This is a genomic window from Mycobacterium sp. 48b, assembly GCF_048282725.1.
GTDB lineage: Bacteria > Actinomycetota > Actinomycetes > Mycobacteriales > Mycobacteriaceae > Mycobacterium.
The window spans coordinates 1,936,620-1,961,899 of sequence record NZ_JBLVUL010000001.1; the positions used below are offsets into that span (position 1 = coordinate 1,936,620).

At 65.0% G+C, this 25,280-nt stretch carries 23 protein-coding genes; 12 read left to right on the top strand and 11 right to left on the bottom strand.

The window, feature by feature from the left end; genetic code table 11:
* Nucleotides 1–17: 17 nt before the first annotated feature.
* On the bottom strand, nucleotides 18–977 hold the full coding sequence (locus ACNQR1_RS09155; protein WP_418045475.1) for an ABC transporter substrate-binding protein: 960 nt from the start codon (nucleotides 975–977) through the stop codon (nucleotides 18–20).
* 178 nt (nucleotides 978–1,155) lie between these two features.
* Between ACNQR1_RS09155 and ACNQR1_RS09160 the strand changes: the two genes are divergently transcribed.
* Nucleotides 1,156–2,364, top strand: coding sequence for a cytochrome P450 (locus tag ACNQR1_RS09160; RefSeq protein WP_418045476.1), 1,209 nt, complete (start codon nucleotides 1,156–1,158; stop codon nucleotides 2,362–2,364).
* On the opposite strand, the gene ACNQR1_RS09165 is transcribed toward ACNQR1_RS09160, so the two are convergent.
* Nucleotides 2,354–3,076 (bottom strand): hypothetical protein, encoded by a 723-nt coding sequence (locus ACNQR1_RS09165; protein WP_418045477.1) that lies wholly within the window; start codon nucleotides 3,074–3,076, stop codon nucleotides 2,354–2,356. The two genes, ACNQR1_RS09160 and ACNQR1_RS09165, sit on opposite strands and share 11 nt — an antisense overlap.
* Before the next feature lie 431 nt (nucleotides 3,077–3,507).
* Between ACNQR1_RS09165 and ACNQR1_RS09170 the strand changes: the two genes are divergently transcribed.
* Together ACNQR1_RS09170 and ACNQR1_RS09175 are read left to right on the top strand one after the other, a co-directional pair.
* On the top strand, nucleotides 3,508–3,801 hold the full coding sequence (locus ACNQR1_RS09170) for a hypothetical protein (protein ID WP_418045478.1): 294 nt from the start codon (nucleotides 3,508–3,510) through the stop codon (nucleotides 3,799–3,801).
* Between the two features lie 123 nt (nucleotides 3,802–3,924).
* Nucleotides 3,925–4,071, top strand: a complete 147-nt coding sequence (locus ACNQR1_RS09175; protein WP_418045479.1) for a hypothetical protein — start codon at nucleotides 3,925–3,927, stop codon at nucleotides 4,069–4,071.
* A 41-nt stretch (nucleotides 4,072–4,112) separates the two neighbouring features.
* Here ACNQR1_RS09175 and ACNQR1_RS09180 read toward each other — a convergent pair whose 3' ends face one another.
* Nucleotides 4,113–5,108, bottom strand: a complete 996-nt coding sequence (locus ACNQR1_RS09180) for a hypothetical protein (RefSeq protein WP_418045480.1) — start codon at nucleotides 5,106–5,108, stop codon at nucleotides 4,113–4,115.
* A 308-nt stretch (nucleotides 5,109–5,416) separates the two neighbouring features.
* On the opposite strand from ACNQR1_RS09180, the gene sucC reads away from it, so the two are divergent.
* Together sucC and sucD are read left to right on the top strand one after the other, a co-directional pair.
* Nucleotides 5,417–6,580, top strand: coding sequence for an ADP-forming succinate--CoA ligase subunit beta (gene sucC / locus ACNQR1_RS09185; protein ID WP_418045481.1), 1,164 nt, complete (start codon nucleotides 5,417–5,419; stop codon nucleotides 6,578–6,580).
* A 12-nt stretch (nucleotides 6,581–6,592) separates the two neighbouring features.
* The gene (gene sucD, locus ACNQR1_RS09190) at nucleotides 6,593–7,495 is read left to right on the top strand and encodes a succinate--CoA ligase subunit alpha (RefSeq protein WP_044520139.1); all 903 of its coding nucleotides are present in this window, start codon (nucleotides 6,593–6,595) and stop codon (nucleotides 7,493–7,495) included.
* A 54-nt stretch (nucleotides 7,496–7,549) separates the two neighbouring features.
* Here sucD and ACNQR1_RS09195 read toward each other — a convergent pair whose 3' ends face one another.
* From ACNQR1_RS09195 to ACNQR1_RS09205, 3 genes are all read right to left on the bottom strand, one after another.
* Nucleotides 7,550–9,418, bottom strand: coding sequence for an alpha/beta fold hydrolase (locus ACNQR1_RS09195; RefSeq protein WP_418045482.1), 1,869 nt, complete (start codon nucleotides 9,416–9,418; stop codon nucleotides 7,550–7,552).
* Between the two features lie 42 nt (nucleotides 9,419–9,460).
* A complete protein-coding gene (locus ACNQR1_RS09200; protein WP_418050324.1) occupies nucleotides 9,461–10,075 on the bottom strand; it encodes a TetR/AcrR family transcriptional regulator in 615 nt (204 codons plus the stop codon).
* 174 nt (nucleotides 10,076–10,249) lie between these two features.
* On the bottom strand, nucleotides 10,250–10,816 hold the full coding sequence (locus tag ACNQR1_RS09205; RefSeq protein WP_418045483.1) for a TetR/AcrR family transcriptional regulator: 567 nt from the start codon (nucleotides 10,814–10,816) through the stop codon (nucleotides 10,250–10,252).
* 140 nt (nucleotides 10,817–10,956) lie between these two features.
* Here ACNQR1_RS09205 and ACNQR1_RS09210 point away from each other — a divergent pair, with 140 nt between their 5' ends.
* Both ACNQR1_RS09210 and ACNQR1_RS09215 read left to right on the top strand, forming a co-directional pair.
* Nucleotides 10,957–11,910, top strand: a complete 954-nt coding sequence (locus ACNQR1_RS09210; protein ID WP_418045484.1) for an oxygenase MpaB family protein — start codon at nucleotides 10,957–10,959, stop codon at nucleotides 11,908–11,910.
* Between the two features lie 99 nt (nucleotides 11,911–12,009).
* On the top strand, nucleotides 12,010–13,536 hold the full coding sequence (locus ACNQR1_RS09215; protein ID WP_418045485.1) for an acetyl-CoA acetyltransferase: 1,527 nt from the start codon (nucleotides 12,010–12,012) through the stop codon (nucleotides 13,534–13,536).
* Between the two features lie 19 nt (nucleotides 13,537–13,555).
* On the opposite strand, the gene ACNQR1_RS09220 is transcribed toward ACNQR1_RS09215, so the two are convergent.
* The gene (locus ACNQR1_RS09220) at nucleotides 13,556–13,981 is read right to left on the bottom strand and encodes a hypothetical protein (RefSeq protein WP_418045486.1); all 426 of its coding nucleotides are present in this window, start codon (nucleotides 13,979–13,981) and stop codon (nucleotides 13,556–13,558) included.
* A gap of 62 nt (nucleotides 13,982–14,043) precedes the next feature.
* Complete coding sequence (locus ACNQR1_RS09225) at nucleotides 14,044–14,892, bottom strand: LLM class F420-dependent oxidoreductase (protein WP_418045487.1); 849 nt, start codon at nucleotides 14,890–14,892, stop codon at nucleotides 14,044–14,046.
* Nucleotides 14,893–15,022: 130 nt separating this feature from the next.
* Between ACNQR1_RS09225 and sfnG the strand changes: the two genes are divergently transcribed.
* The 5 genes from sfnG to purH all read left to right on the top strand — a co-directional run bounded on the left by sfnG (nucleotide 15,023) and on the right by purH (nucleotide 20,925).
* The gene (gene sfnG / locus ACNQR1_RS09230; protein WP_418045488.1) at nucleotides 15,023–16,153 is read left to right on the top strand and encodes a dimethylsulfone monooxygenase SfnG; all 1,131 of its coding nucleotides are present in this window, start codon (nucleotides 15,023–15,025) and stop codon (nucleotides 16,151–16,153) included.
* Between the two features lie 134 nt (nucleotides 16,154–16,287).
* Nucleotides 16,288–17,130: a DUF5336 domain-containing protein gene (locus ACNQR1_RS09235; RefSeq protein ID WP_418045489.1), complete on the top strand. Its 843-nt coding sequence runs from the start codon at nucleotides 16,288–16,290 to the stop codon at nucleotides 17,128–17,130.
* 60 nt (nucleotides 17,131–17,190) lie between these two features.
* Nucleotides 17,191–18,726: a DUF6350 family protein gene (locus ACNQR1_RS09240; RefSeq protein WP_418045490.1), complete on the top strand. Its 1,536-nt coding sequence runs from the start codon at nucleotides 17,191–17,193 to the stop codon at nucleotides 18,724–18,726.
* Nucleotides 18,727–18,736: 10 nt separating this feature from the next.
* The gene (gene purN, locus ACNQR1_RS09245; protein ID WP_418045491.1) at nucleotides 18,737–19,366 is read left to right on the top strand and encodes a phosphoribosylglycinamide formyltransferase; all 630 of its coding nucleotides are present in this window, start codon (nucleotides 18,737–18,739) and stop codon (nucleotides 19,364–19,366) included.
* The gene (purH, locus tag ACNQR1_RS09250) at nucleotides 19,363–20,925 is read left to right on the top strand and encodes a bifunctional phosphoribosylaminoimidazolecarboxamide formyltransferase/IMP cyclohydrolase (RefSeq protein ID WP_418045492.1); all 1,563 of its coding nucleotides are present in this window, start codon (nucleotides 19,363–19,365) and stop codon (nucleotides 20,923–20,925) included. Before purN ends, purH begins: the two co-directional genes overlap by 4 nt.
* Before the next feature lie 168 nt (nucleotides 20,926–21,093).
* Here purH and ACNQR1_RS09255 read toward each other — a convergent pair whose 3' ends face one another.
* From ACNQR1_RS09255 to ACNQR1_RS09265, 3 genes are all read right to left on the bottom strand, one after another.
* A complete protein-coding gene (locus ACNQR1_RS09255) occupies nucleotides 21,094–21,960 on the bottom strand; it encodes a hypothetical protein (protein WP_418045493.1) in 867 nt (288 codons plus the stop codon).
* A gap of 310 nt (nucleotides 21,961–22,270) precedes the next feature.
* Nucleotides 22,271–23,284, bottom strand: coding sequence for an alpha/beta hydrolase (locus ACNQR1_RS09260; protein ID WP_418045494.1), 1,014 nt, complete (start codon nucleotides 23,282–23,284; stop codon nucleotides 22,271–22,273).
* 58 nt (nucleotides 23,285–23,342) lie between these two features.
* A complete protein-coding gene (locus ACNQR1_RS09265; RefSeq protein WP_418045495.1) occupies nucleotides 23,343–25,214 on the bottom strand; it encodes an LpqN/LpqT family lipoprotein in 1,872 nt (623 codons plus the stop codon).
* Nucleotides 25,215–25,280: the final 66 nt, after the last annotated feature.

The following is a 25,280-nucleotide window of genomic DNA, read 5'->3' on the forward strand; positions in this document are numbered from 1 at the left end:
ACCGGTTACGGCGGCGGTCACGACTTGGCTCCGGCCCATTCCCGGACCGAATATTCGTTGTCGAAGGATCCGTCGGCGTTGAGGAATTTGTACGCGGCTTCGAGCTGGTCGACACCGGCCGCCGGGAACGGTTCGGTATTGAACTCGTCGGCCTGCGTGGACTTCTGCACGAACTTGAGGTCGGTGTCATCGGTTTTCGCCACCCAGGCCAGGTAGTCGTCGAAGTTCTCGGTGATGTCGCGGTTGACGGCGGTGACCGCCTGCTGCCAGGCGCCGACGAACTCCGGATGGGCGTCGGTGAACGTGGTGAGGGCGATGTTGGTGCCGGTGCTGCCGAAGCCGTGACGCGACAGGCTGTCGATGATCGGGAAGCCCTTGGACTCCAGCTCGGCCGCGCTGGCACCGGTCAGGATGGCCGCGTCGATCTTGCCGGAGCTCAGACCGGCGATGGACTCGGGCGTCGGGACGTCGCGGACGTGGATCTGGCCGTTGAGGCCCGCGGTGTCGATGAGCTGGCGGGCGGCGCGGTCGCGGATGGTGCCCTGCGGGGCCGTGATGTCCTTGCCGACCAAACCCTTGATGTCGGTCGGCCCGCCCTTGGCGCCAACCAGCCAGGCGTCACCGTTGATCGAATCGAGCGACAGTAGAACCACTTTCGGGTCTCGGCTGCGGGCGCGCAGGGCCGGGTTGTCGCCGATGGCGGCGACGTCGATGGCGCCGGCGAACAGAGCGGAGGCGACGTCGCTGCCGGACTGGAAGAACGAGTACTCGATCTTGCCGACTCCGGCGGATTTCAGCTGCTCGGTGAGGATGCCCTGTTTGTCGCCCCAGCCCAGGGAACCCGCGGGGGTCCCGGTCACCGACGTCGCGCCGACACGCAGCGTGTAGCCCTCCGCGTTGTCGTCGTTGCTGCTGCAAGAGATGGCCGTGGTGATGAGGGTGAGCGCAAAGGCGGTGCGCAACAAGCGGTTGAACATGGGAGCGGGCCTCCGAGGGGTCAATGCGTGAGCACACACGCGAATCCGCCCCAGTAGACTCCCGGCGCCGATTTCGGGTCGACGGTTTGGCTCATGCTGACTGTTAAGAGGCTGTGAGCCGGTGATTGACCGGCGGAGGCACCCCACAGTACGGTGGAACAACTATTTGGTACGGAAGATGGGGAAGCGATCGGTGACGACGCAACAGACCGTGGAGCTCTACTACGACCCGTTCGACAACGACATCGACGACGACCCGTATCCGATCTGGAAGCGGATGCGCAGCGAGGCGCCGCTGTACTACAACGAGAAGTACAACTTCTATGCGCTGAGCCGTTGGGACGATGTGTCCCGGGAACTGCCCAATTGGCAGGCCTACCGATCGGGCCGGGGCACCACGGCCGACATCCTGTTCAGCGGTATCGAGGTTCCGCCGGGCATCCTGCTGTTCGAGGACCCGCCGCTGCACGATCTGCACCGTCGACTGCTGTCCCGGGTCTTCACGCCACGCCGCATGCTGGCGGTCGAGGACCTGGTACGCGACTTCTGCGCGAAGGCGCTCGATCCCCTTCGCGGGCAGGACGGTCTGGACTTCGTCGCCGACCTCGGGGCGTTCATGCCCATGCGGACCATCGGCTATCTGCTGGGTATCCCGGAGGAAGGTCAGGAGCGGATCCGCGCCGGCACCGACAAGAACATCGCACTCTCCGACGCGACCACCGATGTCAGCGCGACGGTGTTCGTGGAGTCCCTGGCAATGTTTTCGGAGTACATCGACTGGCGGGCCACCCATCCTTCCGACGACCTGATGACCGAGCTGCTCAACGCCGAGATCGACGAACCCGACGGCACCCGGCGCAAGCTGGAACGCACCGAGGTACTGGCCTACACCGCGATGATCGCCGGTGCGGGCGGCGAAACCACCGCTCGGCTCATCGGTTTCATGGGGCAGCTGCTCGGTGAACATCCCGACCAACGGCGCGAGCTCGTGGCCGACCCGAGCCTCATCCCGGGTGCGGTGGAGGAGACGTTGCGCTTCGAACCGCCGTCACCGGTGCAGGCCCGGTACGTCGCCCAGGATGTCGAGCACTACGGCCGGCCCATCCCCGAGGGCTCGTACATGTTGTTGCTCAACGGATCGGCCAATCGTGACGAGTCGAAGTTCACCGATCCCGATCGGTTCGACATCCACCGCACCGGCGGCCACCTGAGCTTTGGCCAGGGCCTGCATTTCTGTCTCGGTTCGGCGCTGGCCCGGCTGGAGGCCCGGGTGGCGTTCGAAGAAGTGCTCAAGCGGTGGACAGACTGGGAAGTCGACTACCCGAACGCTTTCCGCGCCCACACGTCCAGTGTTCGCGGCTGGGCGCGGTTGCCCGTCAAGTTCTAGGCGCGGTCGGTGCTGCCGCGGCGAGCACCGCGGTGACCACGGGCACCGTGAGGGTGAGGACCACCACCGATGCTGTCCGGGGCGCGAAGATCGTGAGCAAATCGGTGCCTCCGATCTCGTGGAAGAGCCGATCCAGGTCGGTCCAGCCAAAGATGCCCTGCGCCACCGTGATGATGCATCCTGCGATCACGACAAAGCGGCCGGCGGCGGCTCCCGCGGCCATGAGCCCCGCGCCGAGAATCAACACCACCGCCGCAACGACCGAGACGAACAGCGGCTCAAGCATGGCCAACGGCCAGGTCGCGCTCGGCGTTGTCGGCAGCAGGTCCGTCAAGTCGGCGATGTAGCGCAAGCTGTAATCGAACTGGTTCTTGGCCAGCCACAATTGGTAGCCGGCCATCGCCAGAGCCAGTACCGCGACGAGGAGCCTCGTATCCCGCTGCGGACGGGGCGCCCGAGCCTCTGGATCTGCTGCAGTGCTGAGTGATTCGTTGCCTGCGAGCAGCACGACGATCAGCGTGATGATCGACAGGGCGAACCAGGTCCAGCGGGTCACGCCGAGCACCCCTTGATCCGCCCATACCGACAAACGTGCACCGATCCATACCGCGAATTCGATGAGCGACAGCACGATCACCGCCGTGCTGGCCGTGAGCACCACCCGGCGTCCCCGGGAGTCGCCACGGCCGAGCAACAGGGCGCCGCCGAACAACGCGACCGTTATGGCAGCAAGGGCGACAACGTTGAGGATCGAATGACTGAACCGCAGCGGATTGGTACTGAAGCCGTAGCCGATGGTGAACCAGGCGACGAACAGCCCCCGGAGCGTGGCGACGATTCCGAGCAGGAGGCGCTAAGGTGGGAGGACAATCGCCGCATCGCACGTTGGTCGCACAGGGGCTGAACATGCGCCAACCGACCGAGGAGACTCATCTGCGGATCAATTTGCAATTTCATGTCGGCTTATCAGCGCAACAATGGAAGATGATGGGCGACGAACTACGCATTGAAATTGTTCCACCTACTGAAAAAATTTTTTTTGGCAGGCCGGAGCGGGCGGCACCGCCAAATTGGCCGGACCAGGCCACCGGCACCCAGCACCGCCGCCGCCGTGGCATGGCAGGCACCACCACCATGGCCACCATGTTCATTTTGTTCAGTCCAGGCAGGCATTTTTTTTTTTTTTTTTTTTTTTTTTTTTTTTTTTTTTTTTTTTCCCCCCTTTTTTTGGTGGTGGCCCAGGCGGCTCAGGCTGGCCAGGCTGGGGGGGTGGCCCTGGCCAGTGCTGGCCTGGCCACCCTCTGTTGGCCCCTGGCCAGGCTCTGCTGGCTTCTCTCTCTCTCTCTCTCTCTCTCTCTCTCTCTCTCTCTGCCGCCCCGCCGCCGCCGCCCCTCTCTCTCTCTCTTTTTTTTTTTTTTTTTTTGTTGCCGCCGTTGAGAGAAAAAAAAAAAGAGAGATTGTGTGTTTTTTTTTTTTTTTTTTTTTTTTTTTCTGTTGCTGTCTCTGGCTGCTGCTGCTGGCCCCAGCCTTTTTTTGTCTGTTGTACAATGATGGCATGGCATGGCAGAAACAGGCATGGCATGGCATGGCAGAGAGAGAAAAAAAACAGGAGGAGAAGAGAGAATGGAGAAGAAAAAATGGCATGGCAGTGGCATGGCATGGCAGGAGAGAGAAGAAATGGCATGGCAGAGGAGGAGGCTACAATGAGAAAAAAAAAAAAAAAAGAGAAACAGAAACAAACACAACAATCACAGAAAAAAAAAAAAAAAAAAAAAAAAAAAAAAAAAAAAAAAAAAAAAAAAAAAAAAAAAAAAAAAAAAAAAAAAAAAAAAAAAAAAAAAAAAAAAAAAAAAAAAAAATGGCATGGCAGAGAAATGGCAGTGGCAGTGGCATGGCATGGCAGGCTGGCACACACACCACACTGGAGAGAGAAGGAAAAAAAAATTTTTTTTTTTTTTTTTTTTTTTTTTTTTTTTTTTTTTTTTTTTTTTTTTTTTTTTTTTTTGTAGTTGGAGGTTCACTTGGCATGGCACCAGGCTGTATATATATATATATATATATATATATATATATATGTATATATATATATATAGCCACCAGGAACGTACGAACAGCGGGCGTGACAGGCGGGCCTCGCGTTCGGCGCGCTCCTGGGCGAATGCGGCGGCCTTGGTGATCTCCTCGGCGTGCACCGAGGTGTCGGCGGTCGAGGAGACCGAGACGATCTGCATGCCGTCCACCGAGCCGGTGACGGAGGCGCCTTCGATGTGGGTGCCCTCGGAGGCCAGGATCGTGTCGTCCGCCTGGGTCTCGGTGGGATTGCCCAACGAGTAGGCGCCTGCAGCGGTGGCGCCGGCGGCCATGGCGGCGATCATCAGGCGGCTCTTGACGGCGCCTGCGTGCTCCTTGCGGTGCGCGCCGCGGCGGCCGGCCATGTTGATCACGTCGGTCGCGGCGATGCCGTCACTCACATCGGTGTGGCTGTCGCGGTAGGCGTACCGAGAGCTGCGCTCGCCGCCCGAGTCGGGGCGGAAGCGTGAGGGGACGGCGAGGCGGACGGGCACCAGGTCGTCGGTGTCGTTTAGATCGTCGAGTTCCGGGGCATAGATGACGTTGGATTCGTGATCCTCAGAGCTGTCGTCGAAGGCTTCGAAAGCGCTGAAAGGGATGACGTCGGTGACCTCGGCGGCGTCCAGCTCTTCAGGAGAAACACGGCGTCTGCGCTGGCGCGCGTCCGTCGGCACCCCTCGCGGAGCTGCGGACGAACGATGCTGCGGCAAGACTCGAGAATCCTTCTTCGTCGTGACCTGAACGTTATCTGGACCAGAGGCACGTTAACCAAATCCCAATGATGGTGGCAACTTATGGGTCTATTCCGCGCCGGAATGTGATCCGTATCACCTCCCATGGGCGGTGAGATCTACCACATGAGCCGGAGGCGATGCTAATCCATCACTCAGTCGTGGATAAAGTGCCAGCGGGCCCGTCCGGCAAGTACAGGCCGGGCAGTTTCTAAGTCAACGCAGACAGACAACGCCTATCTAGGAAGCACATGGATCTCTTCGAATATCAGGCAAAAGAGCTGTTCGCCAAGCACAACGTCCCCACGACCCCGGGCCGCGTGACCGACTCGGCCGAGGACGCCAAGGCGATCGCCACCGAAATCGGCAAGCCCGTGATGATCAAGGCGCAGGTGAAGGTCGGCGGCCGTGGCAAGGCCGGCGGCGTGAAGTACGCGGCCACCCCTGAAGACGCCCTCGAGCACGCGACCAACATCCTCGGTCTCGACATCAAGGGTCACGTCGTCAAAAAGTTGCTGGTGGCCGAGGCGAGCGACATCGCCGAGGAGTACTACATCTCCTTCCTGCTCGACCGCTCCAACCGCACGTACCTGGCCATGTGCTCGGTCGAGGGCGGCATGGAGATCGAGGAAGTCGCCGCCACCAAGCCCGAGCGGCTGGCCAAGGTTCCCGTCGACGCCGTCAAGGGTGTCGATCTGGCCTTCGCGCGCTCGATCGCCGAGCAGGGTCACCTGCCCGCCGAGGTGCTCGACGCTGCGGCCGTGACCATCCAGAAGCTGTGGGAGGTGTTCATCGGTGAGGACGCCACCCTGGTTGAGGTCAACCCGCTGGTGCGCACGCCCGACGATCAGATCCTGGCCCTGGACGGCAAGGTGACCCTGGACGCCAACGCCGACTTCCGGCAGCCCGGCCACGCTGAGTTCGAGGACAAGGACGCCACCGATCCCCTCGAGCTCAAGGCCAAGGAGAACGACCTCAACTACGTCAAGCTCGACGGTGAGGTGGGCATCATCGGAAACGGTGCAGGCCTGGTCATGTCGACGCTGGACGTGGTTGCCTACGCGGGCGAGAAGCACGGCGGCGTGAAGCCGGCCAACTTCCTCGACATCGGCGGCGGCGCCTCGGCCGAGGTCATGGCCAACGGCCTCGACGTCATCCTGAACGACAGCCAGGTCAAGAGCGTGTTCGTCAACGTGTTCGGCGGCATCACCGCCTGTGACGCGGTGGCCAACGGCATCGTGCAGGCGCTGCAGATCCTCGGCGACGAGGCCAACAAGCCGCTGGTCGTCCGCCTGGATGGCAACAACGTCGAAGAGGGCCGGAGGATTCTCGCCGAGGCCAACCATCCCCTGGTTGTCCAGGCCGAGACCATGGACGCCGGTGCCGACAAGGCCGCCGAGCTGGCGAACAAGTAAGGGACTGCTGCAATGTCGATCTTTTTGAACAAGGACTCCAAGGTCATCGTCCAGGGCATCACCGGCGGTGAGGGCACCAAGCACACCGCTCTGATGCTCAAGGCCGGCACCCAGGTCGTCGGCGGTGTGAACGCCCGCAAGGCCGGAACCACCGTGTCGCACAAGGACAAAGACGGCAACGACGTCGAGCTGCCCGTGTTCGCCTCGGTCGCCGAGGCCATGAAGGAGACCGGCGCTGACGTGTCGATCGCCTTCGTGCCGCCGGCTTTCTCCAAGGACGCCATCATCGAGGCCATCGACGCCGAGATCCCGCTGCTGGTTGTCATCACCGAGGGAATCCCGGTGCAGGACAGCGCCTATGCATGGGCCTACAACGTCGACAAGGGCGAGAAGACCCGCATCATCGGTCCGAACTGCCCCGGCATCATCACCCCCGGCGAGTCGCTGGTCGGCATCACGCCCAACAACATCACCGGTAAGGGCCCGATCGGCCTGGTGTCGAAGTCGGGCACGCTGACCTACCAGATGATGTACGAGCTGCGCGACCTCGGCTTCTCCACCGCCATCGGCATCGGCGGCGACCCGGTCATCGGGACCACGCACATCGATGCCATCGAGGCGTTCGAGAAGGATCCCGAGACCAAGCTGATCGTGATGATCGGTGAGATCGGTGGCGACGCAGAAGAGAAGGCTGCGGCCTACATCAAGGCCAACGTGACCAAGCCGGTCGTCGGCTACGTCGCGGGCTTCACCGCTCCCGAGGGCAAGACGATGGGCCACGCCGGCGCCATCGTGTCCGACGGCGCGGGCACCGCCGCCGGCAAGCAGGAGGCCCTGGAGGCCGCGGGCGTGAAGGTCGGCAAGACGCCGTCCGAGACCGCCGCCAAGGCGCGCGAGCTGCTCGCCAACCTGTAAGTCTGTGCAACGGAAAGGCCCCCGCTACGGCGGGGGCCTTTCTTGTCGGGCGAGCTAGACGCGACCGCCGAGGTGCTCGGCCAGGAACCGTTCGACGGCGTGGTACATGTCGATCTGGTTGTCCGGGTTGAGGAATCCATGTCCCTCGTCGGCCTTGACCATGTATTCGACCTCGACACCGCGCTTGCGCAGCGCTTCGACGAGGTTGTCGGATTCGGCCTGGACCACGCGAGAATCGTTGGCGCCCTGGACCACCAGTAGTGGCGTGCGGATCTGATCGACTTTGGTGATGGGGGAGCGGGCCAGCATGTCGGCTTCCTGCGCCGGATCGTTGTGGTCCCCTACATACAGGTGCCAGTTGGTGGCCAGGAACCGCCGGCCCACGTTCGGCAGCGTCCGCATGAAGTTGGCCAGGCTGGAGATACCGACGTAGTCGATGGCCGCGGCGAAGACGTCCGGTGTGAACGTGACGCCGACGAGTGAGGCGTAACCACCGTAGGAGCCGCCGAAGATCGCCACCTTGTCGCGGTCGGCGTACCCCTGCTTGACGGCCCAGTCGACCGCGTCGATCAGGTCGTCGTGCATCTTGCCTGCGAACTCGCCGATCGCTGCTTTGGTGAAGGCCTTGCCGTAGCCGGTCGAGCCCCGAAAGTTGACCTGTAGCACCGCATATCCGCGGTTGGCCAGCATCTGCACGTCGGGCTGGAAGCCCCAGCAGTCCCGCGACCAAGGGCCGCCGTGCACCAGGAGCACCAGCGGCAGGTCGACCGGCTCGACGCCGACGGGCAGGGTCAGATACGAGTGCAGCTGCAACCCGTCGCGCGCGGTGATGGTCACCGGGGCCATCGGTGCGAGTGAATCTGAATTCAGATTCGGGTACGGCCGGAAAAGCAGACGGTTCTCCCCGGTCGAGTGGTCGTAGTAGTAGGTGGCCCATGGGTTGCGGTCGTGGGTGAAGTTGACCACCCATCGTTGCCCACTGTCGTCGGACGAGATGCCGCCGAGGTCACCGTCGGACAATCTGGTCAAATTCTCCAGTACCGCACCGAAATTCGGGTCGAGGGCATGGATCACCTGTCGTTCCCCGTAATAACGGGCACCGAGCAACTCACCCGTGCTCGCGCTGAGGATGAAAGGCGAGGGCAACACCATCTGATTGCCGAGGTCGAACGTCGGGTGGCTGTCCACCTCGGTCTCCTCGCCGGTGGCGACGTCGAGGCGGACCAGTCGGGTCCGGTCGCTGCCCTCGTTCGATCCGAGCCAGATGCCGGTACCGTCCGGAGAGATGACGACCGGGAAGATGCCCAGCGGGTAGTCGGTGCCGTCGTAGACCTTGATGGGACGCAATGATGCTGTGGCCGAATCCCATTGCGATATCTCGACGTCTCCGTCGGCGGTCAGCGTATTGGTGAACAGATCACCGTTGGGGGCACACAACCAGGTGACGACGTTCCCCGGATTCTCCGCCAGCAGCGTGAGTTCTCCGGTGGCGATGTCGAGTTCGTACGCGTCGATGAGCTCGGGATTGCGGTTGTTGATCTGCACGATCGCTTTTCCCGGCCGCCCCTTGGCGAGGTCGAAACTGGCCCTGGCGCCCGGAAATGGCGTGAGATCCACTGCGCCGGTATCGGGGTTGTCCAGGTCGATCCGGTAGACGTGGAAATTCTCGTCGCCGCCGTTGTCCTGCATGTAGAGAAGCCATCGCGGATCGTCGGTCCACTCGTAGATGTAGACGCTGCGGATCTCGTCCGTGGTGACACAACGGGGCGGTGTATCGCCATCGAGGTCCTGAACCCAGACGTTGAGCCGGTTCTTCCATGGCGCCAGATAGGCGATCCTGGTTCCGTCCGGCGAGATCTTGGCGGCTGTGCGTTCGGGCGGGCTGAAGAAGTCCTCTACCGAGATTAGTTCGGGTAACGCCATGACGCTCCTTTCGCGGGGCGGACAAGCTCTTTCGGGGGTGGGTCAGGGCGCGACGGGTCCGCCGAGGCGTCCGTTGGTGGCGTCACGGATGGCCCGGTCGATCAGCGCGAGCGCCTGCTCCTCGGTGACCTTCTTCCGTTCGACGATCACCGCCACGCTGACGTCTTCGTCGACGACGCGGAACGCCCCGGTGACGGCGGCCGCGCACAGCCGGACGGTGAGGTCGTCGACCGGCAGATGCAGGCGGTCGGCGATCACCGGGATGAAGCCCTGCTCCATCCGGTCGTGCACCATCAGGTAGGCCGTGCGCAGGGCGGGCTCGGACGGGGTCATGGTGGCGATACGCATCGCACTGATCTCGTCTTCGACGTCCTGCGGCGTCAACGGGTGTGAAACGCCATCGGCGGCAAGGTGTTCCGCCAATGACAGGTCATGTGGCCAGCGGTTCAGAATGTCGATGAACCGGTCTGCGGATTTGGCCAGCACCGGCTCGACGCAGCTTTCCTTGGCGCGGAAGTAGCGCCAGATGGTGCGGGTGGAAAGGCCTGCGGCCGCGGCGATGTCGTCACCGCTGGTGCCGGCGACGCCGTGTTCCCAGAACAGCTTGCAGGCGTGCCGTGACACTGCCAGACGCGCCTGGTCCTGCTTCTCGCCGATCGCCCTCACCTCCAGAACTTGTCACTTAGTGACAGCTCCAGTGTGTCACTAAGTGACAGAGTCGTCAAGAATGGCTGGTGGGCGCCGGTTTCTTCTCGCCGTTTTCTGCGCCAGGGTCGTGCGCGCCCGCGGAGAACAGCCAGGACGGGGAGATCGACGACGCTGTTGCCCGAGCTATTGCCGCCCGGCCGCCAGCAGGCCCGCTGAGGCGAACTTCAGCCCGCTGCGCAGTTCGTCCAACTGGATCGGGTCGTCACTTTCGATGTAGCGCGTCGTGGTGGCCACGGCCATGTTGAAGAACAGCCACGCCAATGCGCGTGGGCTCAGTTCGTGGCGGTACTGGTCCCGGTAGTGCGCCATGTGCAGTGTGGTCATCGCCAGGAGTGTTGCGTTCAGTCCTGAGGCGTTTTCCAGCGTGCGAGCGTAGTCGGGCCGGTCGGCGACATAGCGGATCAACCTGCGGTTGGCGATCGTGAAGTCGATCAGGATGTCGATCGATGCCTGCATCGCCGCCTGCGGTTGCTCCAGGGTGACGGAGCGGAGCATCTCCTCGATCACCGGCGCTTGATCGGCGGCGAGCTGCTCGATCGCGGCATGGAGAAGTTCTTCCTTGTTGGCGAAGTACTGGTAGATGGATCCCTTGCTGACCCCGGCCCGCGCCGCAATGGCGTTGGTGGTGATCTGCTCGGGGTCGATCTTCCTCAGCATCTTCACCGCCGTCGAAACAATTTTTGCGACCATCTCACGAGAACGCTCCTGCTGGGGGAGCTTGCGCTGCGCTGAAGTGCGGCTTTCCATGTCTGTCCTCGAGCTCAAACGCGACTTGAATGCGACCTTTCGGTCAGATTACCGTCGCGTCACGCTCAAGGAGGTGCGCTGCAATGACCGCTACAACGGACCTGTCCAGCCCGGCCGTCGACGAATCCGCCGAAATCGAACTCGTTCCGCTCGACTCGCTGACGGGGGAGCACACCGGCCGGTGGACGTTCCTCATCGTCGACGGGGCGGCGTTCATGATGCAGGCGATGCACCCCGTCATCGCAGAGATCACCGGCCGCTATTCCGCTGCGTTCCACGGTGATCCGGGTGGACGCGCCATTCGTAGCGTCGACTCGGTGTTGCGGTGGACCTACGGCGGCACCGAGGCTGTCGCCGAAGGGAACCGGGTGCGCGCGCTGCATCAGCCGATCACGATGAAGAGCGCCGAGACCGGTAAGCAGATCAGTGCGCTCAACCCAGAGGCATATCAATGGGTGATCGCGACCGGCTACATCGTCAACGCCGAAGGCGGCGGCAAGCTGCTGATCGGACGCGACTTCACCGACGACGAAAAGGACGAGCTGCTGCGGGACAATCGCCGGCTGGCCCGCCTTCTGCACGTGCCGATGGGCGGCTATCCGACGACGCGTGCCGAGATGGCCGACTACTACGAGGCGATGATCGACAAGCTGGAGGGCACGCCGCAGGCGCTGCAGTTGATCGAGGACATGCAGACCGGCAACGTCGAGCTTCCGCCGTCTGTGCCGAGGCTGTTGCATCCGTTGATCCGTCGCGCACTCCGCCCGGCGCTGCGGTTCAACTATCTGTCGGTGGTCGGGCTGCTCGAGCCGCGGTTGCGGGACAAGCTCGGTGTCACGTGGAGCGATGACGAGGAGCGTCAACTCCAGCGCATCTACACCGTCATCCGGGGTGCCTACCGCATCCTGCCCGACCGGCTCACCTACTTCCCGCTGGCCTATCACGCGCGAAAGCACCATGAGTGCCTTGAGAAGATGAAGCAGCGTCAGCAGAAGTCCTTCGCGTACAACCTGTCGGCGGTCGACAGAACTCGCTGACGTCGCGCCCTCACACCTCCTGGGTCCGTAGGCACCGATTTCGCTCGCGAATCTCCGATCGGTTAGCCTCACGAATTAACACCCGTCAAGGAGATTGTCATGGTCGATCCGCGCACCCCCGTCATCGTCGGCGTCGGACAGTTCACGGAACGCATCGATCTCGACGGCTATCGCGGGATGTCCTCGGTCGAGCTGGCCACCGAGGCGGCCAAGGCAGCCCTGCACGACTGCGGAGCCGACGCCGCCGCCGTGGCGCAGGCCATCGACACCGTGGCGGGCACGCGGCAGTTCGAGATCTCCGGCCCGCAGACGCCCACCCTGGGCGTGTCCGACAACTACCCACGCTCGGTGGCGCGCAACGTCGGCGCCGAGCCCGCCCGCGCCATCCTCGAGGTGATCGGCGGCCAGAGCCCCCAGCACCTCGTCACCGAGTTCTCGGCGGCCATTGCAGCGGGCGAGGCTGATGCGGTGCTGCTGTTCGGTTCGGAGAACACCTCGACGCTGCGTCACTTCTCCAAGCGCGACGACAAGCCCGATCACTCCGAGACCGTCGAGGGCCAGTTGGAGGACCGGGGCTTCGGCTACGACGGCATCTTCGACGAGTACACGATCAAGCACGGTCTGATCGGCGCCCCGGTGCAGTACGGCCTGCTGGAGAACGCCCGCCGGGCCCGGCAGGGGCAGTCGGTCGCGGAGTACCGGCAGGCGATGGCCGAGCTGTTCGCGCCATTCTCCAAGGTCGCTGCGAAGAACCCGTATTCGTCTGCCCCGGTGGAGCGTTCGGCCGAGGAGCTAGCCACCGTCACCGAGAGCAACCGGATGATCTGCGACCCGTACCCACGCATGATGGTGGCGCGAGATCAGGTCAACCAGGGTGCGGCAGTGCTGCTGATGTCGGTCGAGACCGCCCGGAAACTCGATGTGCCCGAGGAGAAGTGGGTATATCTGCGCGGGCACGCCGACATGAAGGAGATCAAGCTCCTCGAGCGCGCCGAACTCGGCTACAGCGACGCCGCCGTGATCGCGGTGAACGAGGCGCTGCGGGTCGCCGGCATCACGCTCGACGACGTCGCCGCATTCGATCTCTACAGCTGCTTCCCGTTCCCGGTCTTCAACATCTGCGACGGCACCGGTCTGGCGCCCGACGACGAGCGCGGGCTGACCCTCACGGGCGGACTGCCCTTCTTCGGTGGCCCGGGCAACAACTACTCGATGCACGGCATCGCCGAGGCTGTCAATGAAATGCGCGACAAGCCGGGTCAATTCGCGCTTGTCGGAGGAAACGGCGGTATCGCGAGCAAGTACTCGGTCGGCATCTACTCGACGGAACCGGCCGATTGGGTGGCCGACGGCAGCGCCGCTCTGCAGGACGAGTTCAACACGCAGGAGCGCGTCGCCATCACCGAAAAGGCCGATGGGCAGGCCACTGTCGAGACCTACACGGTCCGCTACGACTGGACGCCGCGCACCGGCATCATCATCGGGCGCTTGGATTCCGACGGCAGCCGCTTCCTGGCGACGACCACGGACGAGGCGCTGCTGGAGTTGCTCACCGATGGCGAGCCGCTGGGTGCATCGATCGTCGTGAAGTCCGGGGAGAAGCGAAACACCGCGACACCGGCGTAGCGGGCTATCGGAGCCGGCCTCAGCCGGCGTTGTGTATTCGCAGGTACACGATGGCCGAATCCGGTCGGGTGCAACGGGTCAGGTACTCGTTGGCACTGCCGGCAATGCACTCCCAGTTCTCGAACGTCACGTAGTAGCCGGCGCCTCGCCCTTTGGGCGTGGCATACCAGAGTTCGCCGACCCGACGCGCCTCGGCGCAGTCGATGTTGGTGCTGCCGCGCACGGCATGTTCTTCGTGCGGGCCGTATTTGTGGACGACGCCGCAGTCCTCCAGGTACCGCGGCGGCGGTGTGGTCGAGGGCAGCGCCGAGACAGTCGCCGACGCGGCAGGCGTGGCGGGCTCGGTGGGTGCGGGTGTGGCTGTCCCGTCAGAACAGGCGGTAACGGCCGCAAGGAGTGCGACGGCAGCGAAAACGCACCCGTCATACCGCGAAATCAACGCCATGGTCGGTCTCCTAGAACTTTCACGACCATAGCGTTGATTTCGGCGCATGAAGCGCGGTGGAGCTAGACCAGCGAGGCGAGCTTGCCCGAGAGGCGCTCGACGTACGCCGACACCTCGGCCTCGGACTTGTCCGGCAGCCCGAAGAGCACTTCGGTCACGCCGAGTTCGCGCCAGTGCGCCAGCTTCTCTGGGTCCGGCTTGAAGTCCAGTGCGACGATCTGCGGGGCGCCGTCACGCCCGGCGGCGGCCCAGGTGTCCTGCAGCAGCTTCACCGGCTCGTCGATGTTGAAGTCGCGCGGCGTGGTGATCCAGCCGTCGGCCGACTTCGCGATCCACTTGAAGTTCTTCTCGTTGCCGGCCGCGCCGACGAGCACCGGGATGTGCGACTGCACGGGCTTGGGCCAGGCCCACGACGGACCGAAGTTCACGAATTCGCCCTCGTACGAGGCTTCTTCCTCGGTCCACAGTGCCCGCATGGCTTCGAGGTACTCGCGCAGCATGGTGCGGCGGCGGCCCGGGGGAACCTTGTGGTCGGCGAGTTCGTCGGTGTTCCAACCGAATCCGACGCCCAGCGACACGCGCCCACCGGACAGGTGGTCGAGCGTGGCGATGGACTTGGCCAGGGTGATCGGATCGTGCTCGACGGGCAGCGCGACGGCCGTCGACAGCCGCACCCGCGAGGTCACCGCGCACGCGGTACCCAGCGACACCCACGGATCCAGGGTGCGCATATAGCGATCGTCGGGCAGGGACTCGTCACCCGTGGTGGGGTGAGCGGCCTCGCGTTTGATCGGGATATGGGTGTGCTCGGGCACGTAGAACGTCGTGAAGCCGTGATCGTCGGCGAGTTTGGCGGCCTTGGCCGGGGCGATGCCGCGGTCACTGGTGAAGAGAACAAGCCCATAGTCCATGACCAGAATTAGAACGTGTTTCAGTCTCAGTAGCAAGACGGTGCGTCTCGTTGAGGCTTCCGGGGCGGAGAAAACTTCACCGCGAGCGATACCCGCGACGTGGGCCGATGCGTTTGCTGGGATCTCCCGCATGACCACCGAACGCATCGTCGACCACGTCAAGTTCGCCTACTGGGTGCCCAATGTCAGTGGCGGCCTGGTCACCAGCGATATCGAGCAGCGCACCGACTGGAACTACGAATACAACAAGAAACTGGCGCAGACGGCGGAGAACAACGGCTTCGAGTACGCCCTGAGCCAGGTTCGCTACGAGGCCAGCTACGGGGCCGAGTACCAGCACGAATCGACCAGCTTCAGCCTTGCGCTGTTGCTGGCCACCGAGCGGCTCAAAGTCATCGCCGCGGTGCATCCGGGCCTGTGGCAGCCTGCGGTGCTGGCCAAGCTCGGTGCCACCGCGGACCACCTCAGCAATGGCCGCTTTGCCGTCAACGTCGTCTCCGGCTGGTTCAAGGACGAGTTCACCCACCTGGGCGAGCCGTGGCTCGAGCATGACGAGCGCTACCGCCGCAGCGCGGAGTTCCTCCAGGTTCTGCGCAAGATCTGGACCGAGGACGACGTCGATTTCCGCGGCGACTTCTACCGCATCCACGACTTCACCCTCAAGCCCAAGCCGCTCAACACGCCCGAGCGCCCCAACCCCGAGCTGTTCCAGGGCGGCAACTCGACGGCCGCCCGTCGTAACGGCGGTCACTACGCCGATTGGTATTTCTCGAATGGCAAAGACTTCGACGGAATCACCGAACAGGTCGTCGAGGTGCGTGACCATGCGCGTGACGCAGGCCGGGAGGTGAAGTTCGGACTCAACGGGTTCATCATCGCCAGGGACACGGAGAAAGAAGCAAAGGAGACGCTCAAAGAGATCGTCGCCAAGGCCAACAAGCCCGCCGTCGAAGGGTTCCGCAACGCCGTACAACAGGCCGGGAACTCCACCGGCGACAAGAAGGGAATGTGGGCGGATTCGAGCTTCGAGGATCTGGTGCAGTACAACGACGGCTTCCGTACGCAACTGATCGGTACGCCCGAGCAGATCGCCGAACGCATTGCCGCGTACCGCAAACGTGGCGTCGACTTGATCCTGGGCGGATTCCTGCATTTCCAAGAGGAAATCGAGTACTTCGGCGCCAAGGTGTTGCCGCTCGTCCGCGAAATCGAGGACGCTGAAACGGATTCCGTCGACGCACCCGTTCTGGTATCAGCTTGAAACCTCTCTGACACCAAGCACGCGCGCCCGGCACCCAGCTGGGTGCGCTAGCGTGGAAGCTCGAATCGCTCACGTGGTCGGTATTCATGCCTGCGTGAACACACGTCGCGAAGCTCGATAGCACAGGAGAGGTCATGACCTACCCGCCAACCAACCCCGGATACCCGCCGCAGCCGGGTTCGCAGTTCGATGCCACTCAGCAGTTCGCCAAGGCGGCGCCCGCTCCTGTGCCCGCCGCCTCGGCCGCGCCGGCCAACGCGGCGCCCGGTGAGAACAAGTTGCCCGAGATCCTGCTGGCGGTTGTTGCCGTCACCGGCCTGCTGACCTACTTCGTCGGTTTCGCCCTGGAGCTCCAGGTCGTGCTCGGCACCTTCATCGTGCCGCTGGCATTGGTGGCCGGCCTCCTTGCCGGGGTGAGCTTGCTGCCCAAGCAGAAGAACCGCGGCGCCGTGGCGGCCGTGCTGGCCACCGTGGCGTTCCTGCTCTCGATCACGCTCCTGGTCGCCGCCGGCAGCGACGCCGACTGGACGCTGTACGCGCTGCTCGTCCTGACCCTGGTCCAGGCCGGCGCCGCGATCGCCGCTCTGCTGTTCGAGGCCGGCATCCTCACTCCTCCGGCGCCCAAGCCGCAGTTCGACCCCCAGCCGCAGTACGGCCAGTACGGTGGCCCGTCGCAGTACTACGGTCAGCAGCAGCAGCCGCAGCACGGTGGCCAGCCCTACCAGCAGGCTCAGCCGCAGCGCCCCGGATACCCGTCGCAGTACGGCGGCTACTCCGGTGCTCCGAACACCGGTGGTTTCCCCGTGCAGTCCCCGCAGGGGCAGCAGCCGAGCGGCCCGCCGACCCCTCCGACCGGTTACCCCACCTACGGCCAGCCGCAGCAACAGTCGGGCGCGTCGGCGCCGACCACTGCATTCCCGGCGGAGCAGCAGGCACAGCAGTCGCCTTCACAGCAATCTGGTCCTGCATCGTCGTAAGCTGATCGGCGCGTGCGCTTCCCGCGCACGCGCCGATCATCGCGAGGAGCAGCCCACCAAGTGAGTAACCGGCCAGTCGGCACCCGCCAGGCACGTGAGTTGCTCCGGGTCGCGTTCGGGCCGTCCGTTGTCGCGCTGGTCATCATCGCAGCGGTTGTGTTGTTGCAGCTGCTGATCGCCAACAGCGACATGACGGGCGCGCTCGGTGCGATCGCCAGCATGTGGCTGGGCGTCCATCAGGTGCCGGTGTCGATCGGCGGCCGTGAGCTGGGGGTGATGCCCCTGTTGCCGGTGCTCGCGATGATCTGGGGCACCGCCCGCACGACGGCCGCGGCCACCGCCCCGAATTCTTCCTGGTTCGTCACCCGCTGGGTCGTGGCCTCAGCGCTGGGCGGACCGATTCTGATCGCGGCCATGCTGTTGGCCGTCATCCACGACGCCGCCTCGGTGATCAGCGAACTTCAGACTCCCAGTGCCCTGCGCGCGTTCTGCAGCGTCCTGATCGTGCACGTGATCGGCGCGCTGATCGGCGTGGGCTCGAAGGTCGGTCGGCGGACGCTGGCCGCCTCGCCGTTGCCGGCCTGGTTGCCGGAGGCATTCCGTGCCGCGACGGCCGGCGTCCTGGCTCTGTTCGGGCTTTCCGGTGTGGTGACGGCGATGTCGCTGGTTGTGCACTGGGGCACGATGCACGACTTGTTCGCGATCACCGACAGTTTGTTCGGCCAGCTCAGCCTGACCCTGTTGTCCATCCTGTACATCCCCAACGTGATTGTCGGCGCGTCGGCCATCGCGGTCGGGTCCAGCGCCCATGTGGGGCTGGCGGCCTTCAGTTCGTTCACCGTGTTCGGCGGTGACATTCCCGCGGTGCCGGTGCTGGCCGCGGTGCCCACGCCGCCGTTGGGCCCGGTCTGGGTGGCGCTCCTGATCGTGGGGGCGGCCTCGGCGGTGGCGTTGGGCCAGCAGTGCGCGCGGCGCCCGTTGCCGATCGGGGCTGCCACGGGCAAGTTGCTGGTGGCCTCGGTGCTGGCGGCGCTGACGATGGCCCTGCTCGGCTACGCCGGTGGCGGGCGGCTGGGCAATTTCGGCGATGTCGGGGTGGATCAGTCGACGTTCGCGCCTGCGGTGTTCCTGTGGTTCGCCGGGATCGGCGGGCTGACCGTGGCGATGTCCGGTGGCCTGACCCGCAAGCCCCGACCCGTGACCCCGCCCCAGCCTGCGCCGGTCGAGCCGTCGCCCGAACCCGAGTTCGACGAGGACGACGTCGACGAGGACGACGAGGACGACGAGTACGTGGGCGAGGATCAGGACGACCTCGGGTACGTCGAGGCGGACCCGGAGCCCGAACCCGAACCCGACCAGCCGCTGGTCTCGTGGTCGGCCGAAGAACCCGCAGCGGACGAGGTGGAGACCGTCGAAGCCGAGCCGGTCGAGTACGTCGACAGGTACGTCGAGTACGACGACGTGCAGGAAACCGTCCCCGAGCCCCGCCCCCGGCGCTACGAAGACCTCGATGACGATCCCGAGGATCACTTCATCGTCGACGACATCCCCGACGACCCAGCGACCGGCGATCAGCCGCGCCGTGCGGGCGACTAGGCTGCTGCGCGTGCAGCAACCGTTACAAGTGCCTCCGAGTGCACCGGCACGGCTGGTAGTGCTGGCTTCGGGGACAGGGTCGTTGCTCGCCTCGCTACTGGCCGCCGCCGCAGACGACTATCCGGCGCGCGTGGTCGCGGTCGGAACCGACCGCAAATGTGCCGCAGTGGACATCGCGGCAGCGGCGGGGGTGCCGTCCTACACCGTGCGACTGGGCGACTACCCGGACCGCGCCGCGTGGGATGCCGCACTCACCGAGGCCACCGCTGAACACGCGCCGGACCTGGTGGTCTCGGCCGGGTTCATGAAAATTCTGGGTGGCCAATTCCTTTCCCGCTTCCCGGGCCGGGTGGTCAACACCCATCCGGCATTGCTTCCGGCGTTCCCGGGGGCGCATGCCGTGCCGGAGGCGCTGGCGTACGGCGTGCGGGTGACGGGCTGCACGGTGCACCTCGTGGACTCCGGGATGGACACCGGGCCGATTCTGGCCCAGCAGGCCATCGAGGTGCTCGATGATGACACCGAAGAGACATTGCATGAGCGCATCAAGGTGGTCGAACGTCGACTGCTGGTGGATGTGCTGGCCGCGCTGGCAACCCGCGGCGTGACCTGGACTGGACGAAAGGCGACCATAGGGTGAGCGAGAAGAAACCGATCCGGCGAGCGCTGATCAGTGTCTATGACAAGACCGGCCTGGCCGATCTGGCCCGCGGCCTGCACGAGGCGGGCGTGGCCATCGTCTCGACTGGGTCGACCGCCAAAACCATTGCTGCCGCGGGCGTTCCGGTCACCCCGGTGGAAGAGGTGACGGGTTTCCCCGAGGTGCTCGACGGTCGCGTCAAGACTCTGCACCCGCGCGTGCACGCCGGTCTGCTGGCCGATACCCGCAAGCCCGAACACGTCGCGGCGCTGGCCGAGCTCGAGGTCGAGGCGTTCGAGCTCGTGGTGGTGAACCTGTACCCGTTCTCCGAGACCGTCGAGTCCGGGGCTTCGGTGGACGAGTGTGTCGAGCAGATCGACATCGGCGGGCCGTCGATGGTCCGCGCGGCCGCCAAGAATCATCCGAGTGTGGCCGTTGTCGTCGACCCGCTGGGTTATGACGGCGTACTGGCCGCGGTGCGGGCCGGCGGCTTCACCTTGGCCGAGCGGAAGAAGCTGGCGTCGTTGGCATTCCGGCACACCGCGGAGTACGACGTGGCCGTCGCCGGCTGGATGGGGTCGACGCTGGCGCCGGAAGAGCCCGCGCAACCGCTGCCCGCCTGGTTCGCCGGCACCTGGCATCGCAGCGCGGTGCTGCGCTACGGCGAGAACCCGCATCAGCAGGCCGCGGTGTACCGCGACGACTCCTCGTGGCCCGGACTGGCGCAGGCCGAGCAGTTGCACGGCAAGGAGATGTCCTACAACAACTACACCGATGCCGATGCGGCATGGCGGGCGGCGTTCGACCACGAAGAGATCTGCGTGGCGATCATCAAGCACGCCAACCCGTGTGGCATCGCGATCTCCTCGGAGTCGGTGGCCGACGCGCACCGGAAGGCGCACGAGTGCGATCCGCTGAGCGCGTTCGGGGGCGTCATCGCCTCCAACACCGAGGTCAGTGTCGAGATGGCCGAGACGGTCGCCGACATCTTCACCGAGGTCATCATCGCCCCGGCGTATGAGGCCGGCGCGGTCGAAATCCTGGCACGCAAGAAGAACATCCGCATCCTGGTGGCTTCGGAACCGTTGGTCGGTGGCATCGAGCTGCGCCAGATCAGCGGCGGTGTGCTGCTGCAACAGCGCGACGCGCTCGACGCCGAGGGCGACGATCCGGCGAACTGGACCCTGGCCACCGGCGAGCCGGCCGACCCGCAGACACTGAGCGATCTGGTGTTCGCCTGGCGGGCCTGCCGCGCGGTGAAGTCCAACGCGATCGTGATCGCCAAGGACGGCGCGACCGTGGGTGTCGGCATGGGACAGGTGAACCGCGTCGACGCGGCCGGACTGGCCGTGCAGCGCGCGGGCGATCGCGTGCCGGGTTCCGTTGGCGCCTCCGATGCGTTCTTCCCGTTCCCGGACGGCTTGGAGACGCTGACCAACGCGGGGGTCAAGGCGATCGTGCACCCGGGTGGATCCGTCCGTGACGCCGAGGTGACGGCAGCGGCCGAGGCTGCGGGCATCACGCTGTACCTCACCGGCGCAAGGCATTTCGCGCACTAGACGTTCGGCGACTCGGCCCAGTCGGACGAGTCGGGCGCCTCGGACGAGTCGGACGCCGTTTTCTACCCCTGGGCTGTAGATCGCCTGGTTTAGCGGCCCTGGGGTGGAAAACGGTGCACTCCTGCTGCGGGTGCTCGCGCCGTTTTCTACGCCTGGGCTGTGCAGGGTTCACGATCGCGACCCCGCGGTGGAAAACGGTGAACCACCACGCTGGGCGAACGCTTCTCGGACCCGGTGCAGGATGAATGCCCTGCTGTGTTCGACCACGACGCGAATGTTGATCCACCCTTCGCGCTCGATGAGCTCACTGCGGCCGATGTCGTGCACCACACGCATCCGGTCGGTGGCGTGGTGTTTGCCTTCGTAATCCAAGCCGACCTTGACGTCGTCGTAGCCCATGTCGATGAACACGTCGTTGAAGCCGTCGGTCACGCGGATCTGCGTACGCGGTCGCCGGTAGCCTGCGTCGACGAGAAGCAGCCGCAGCCAGGTCTCTCGCGGCGATTGACCACCGGCATCCATCAAATCGAGCGCTGTTCGGGCGCTTCGTATTCCACGCAGCCCGCGATATCGGGCTGCCAGTTCGAGCACCGGCCCGGCCTCGACGCCGGTCGCGATGGCCAGCGCGTCGAGGTGGGCGACTGCCTCGTCACGGGGAAGGAAGCGCGCGAGATCCAGTGCCGTGCGTAGCGGTGTGGTGACGCTGAAATCGCCGATCCGGCAGATCTCGTCGGGCCTGACCCGCTCCTCGCGCACGATGATGCCGGGCCGGGGACGCCCGTGCTCGGTGATCAGTTCCACCGGGGCGTTCTCGTCGACCCACAGCGCGCCGTGCAATGCCGCGGCGGCCCGGCCGGCGATGACCCCACGCCGGCCAGTCCACAGCCATGCGGCCATGGTGTTGACCTTCAGGTTCCTGACAGGCTCTTTCGGCAGGTAGACGCGTGGATGGGCGGAGGCGTATCGCCAACGCAGTTGGCCCCGGGTGAGGCCGCCCGCCGCGAGCACTTCGGGTCCGATGAATGGGATGTCCATGGACTCCGACGATCGGCAGATCGACCGACGTATTGGCGGCGCTCACACACGCGTCTGCGGAGACTGGGGATGAACCGCGCGCTGTGGATATGCACCGTTTTCTGCACCAGGGTCGCTAAACCATGCCATCTACAACCCTGGCGTAGAAAACGGTGCGAACGTCTGGCGGGGTAGCCCACCGTTTTCTGCACCAGGGTCGTGACGCCCCGGCTGCCGCAGCCGTGGTGTAGAAAACGGCGCGACGCCGCAAGCCCGCAACGGCGCAAGCCCGCAACGGCGCAAGAGCGCCGAGGCGCACCCAAGCGCACCCCTACGCGCTCGCCTCGTCCTCGACCTCGGCGGTCGCGTACGAGATGAACGACGTGATCTCCTCGACCGCATGCCGCGCGTCGGGGTTGATGTCGAAGCTCAGCTGGAACATGTGCATTGCCCTGTGCCACACCTGAACCCACGCAGGCACCCCTGCGGCCTGCAGCTTGTCGGCGAGGGCGAACGTGTCGTTGAGCAGCATCTCGTGGGTGCCGACCTGCAGCAGGAACGGCCCGAGCCCGTGCAGGTCTGCCTCGGGTGGCATCACCGGCGTGGGCCGCGTGCCATTGACCGTCGCGAACACGTCGTAGATGAACTTCACCGTCATGAACGGGAACATCACGTCGCGATGCTCTTGCAGCGCACGGTATTTCAGGTCCATGTCGGATGAGGTCAACGGTGAGAGCAGCACCTGTGCGGCGGGAACCGGCAGCCCGGCGTCGCGAGCCGCCAGAGCGGTGTCGGCGGCCATCAGCCCGCCGGCTGAATCACCGGCCAGCACAATCCGATTGGGCGCGTACCCGAGCGACAGCGCCAGGCGGTAGCCGTCGAGCCCGTCAGCGACGGCCTCCTCGATGCCGGCTTGGGGGGCCAGTCGGTAACCGACGTTGAGCACGCGCGCGCCGGTGCTGGCAGACAGCTTCGACACGAAGCGCCGGTGCGAGTTCAGGCCGAGTGTGACCAAGGCCGAGCCGTGCAGGTAGACGATCACCAGATCGGAGTCGCGGGCCTCGGGGGCGATCACCCATTCGGCCGGGCAGTTCGGCAGCGCCACGGGCGTCACCTCGGTGCCGGGAAGGGGCTTGATGACCTTCAGGGGCCGGTCGATGACATCGAGGTGGGCGCGCTGCAGCAGAGCGGGAGCGACGCGGTTGATGCCCATTCCGATCAGGGTCAGCAGACCCAGCAATGGGCGAACGAAGATCGCGGTGGTCCAGCCGAGTGCCCTGGACTGCAGAGATGCGGGGCCGAAGTGCACGGTGGACGGCCGGCTACGCCAATCGAGCGAATTCACGATACTCAGGGTACCGGGTACCTGAAACTGCCCGACGCGGGGCGACCCAAGGAGCCTCTCAGGGCATGGTGATGGTGGACTGGGCCTCGATCGCCTTGTTGATGTCGGTCAACGCCGTCTTGTCGCGTTCGCTGGCGTCGGCGTTGATCTGCAGCACGTAGACACTGCCGGGCGCCTGGATCACCACGGTGGTCTGGGTGATCGCGCGACGCTGGCCGCCCTTGGCGTAGGTGCCTGCCAGGTGGACGGTGGGGAACCCGCTGATGTTGCCGCGGGTCACGTCGCCGTCCGGCTTGTAGTCGGCGAGGTTCTGCAGCTCGTTGGGGGCGTACTCGAGCAGCTTGTTGGGGTCGACGTCGCCGGCCAGCTTGGAGATCAACGAGACCACCGACGGCGGCTCGGTCGGGTTCACCGGGTCGTTCACGATCGCCGAATAGGCCCATGCCGGCGTGCGGGGACCGGCGTCGATCCATCCGGGCGGGGTCGGCATGGTGAAGTTCGGTGCGCCCGGATCGCCGCGGTGGACCGGTGTTTCGACGATGCCGGTCTGCTTGATGTAGTCGGCGATCGTGAAGGCGTGCGCGGCCGGTTTGGCTGAGGTCGTGGTGTCCGCGACGGACGTATCCGTGGCGACGGCGGAGGTGGTCTCGCCTCCGCCGCCGTTGCCGTCGTCGCCTCCCGAGCTGACCGCGAGGGTGATGCCGCCGACCAGCAGGACGACCGCGCCGATCACGCCTGCGGTCAGGATCAGGTTGCGCCGGCTGCCCGACTTCTTGGGGATCGGGGTGTGCGGCAGGGGAGGTGGTCCGAAGTTGGTCTGCGGCGGCCCAACCGGCCCGACCGGCGCCGCGGGCCCGCCGAGGCCCGGCATGCCGGTCGGAGCGCCGCCCGCGACCGGTTGTTTGTGGGAGGAGGTTTCGTTGCCCGTCCACGACGAGGTGAACACCGGCGGCTCCGACGGGGTCGCCGGGCGCGGGTTCGATGGTGAGAGTGGCGTCGGCGGTGGGTTCACCGGCTTCGGGATGATCAGCGGGGTGGTGGGCGGCGCCGGCTCGTGGGCGGGTGCCGGGGTGCGCACCTCGGGGGTGGTACCGGTGGCCGCCTCGGCCAGCGCGACGGCGAAGTCGTGGCAGGTGGCGTAACGGTCCTTGGAATCCTTGGACAGTGCCTTGGCCATCACCGAATCGAACACGGCCAGTTCGGGTTTCGTGTCGGCGAGCTTGGGTGGCGGTGAGTTCAGGTGGTGGCTGATCACCACGGCCGGGTTGCTGTGCGCGAACGGCGGTGCGCCGGTGAAGAGCCGGTAGGCGGTGGCGGCCAGTGAGTACTGATCGGCCCGGCCGTCCAGTGGCTGGCCCATCAACTGTTCGGGCGCGGTGTAGGACATCGAGCCCACGGTGATGTTGGTCGAGGTGAGCCCGTTGACCTCGTCGGCGCGTCGCGCGATCCCGAAGTCGGTCAGCATGATGCGACGCTTGGAATTCTGCTTGCTGGTGAGCAGGATGTTGGCGGGCTTGACGTCGCGGTGGAGCAGCTTGCGCTGATGCGCGTAGTCCAGCGCGTCGCCGACGGCGGTGACGACCTCGACGACGTCTTCGGCCGGCATGCCCTTGGGGTACTGGTCATGCAGCAGCTTGGCGGCGTCGTGCCCGTCGACGAAGTCCATCGAGATCCACAACCGGCCCTCGAACTCGCCGCGGTCGTGCACACCGACGATGTGCGGATGCCACAGGGTGGCCGCCATGTCGGCCTCGCGGATGAACCGCTGGCGGAACTCGTTGTCCGAGCTGACACTGATGGGCAGCACTTTGAGAGCGTCCTCGCGGGGCAACCGCGGGTGGGACGCCAGATAGACCTCGCCCATGCCACCAGTGCCCACCAACCGCACGATGGTGAACCCTGCGAATTCCTGACCGCTAGCCAACGGCATGGAGCGCAGACTACCGGTCGCAACGCCCGGGCAACGACTATGCCGGGGGACTGACTCGCGCGTGCC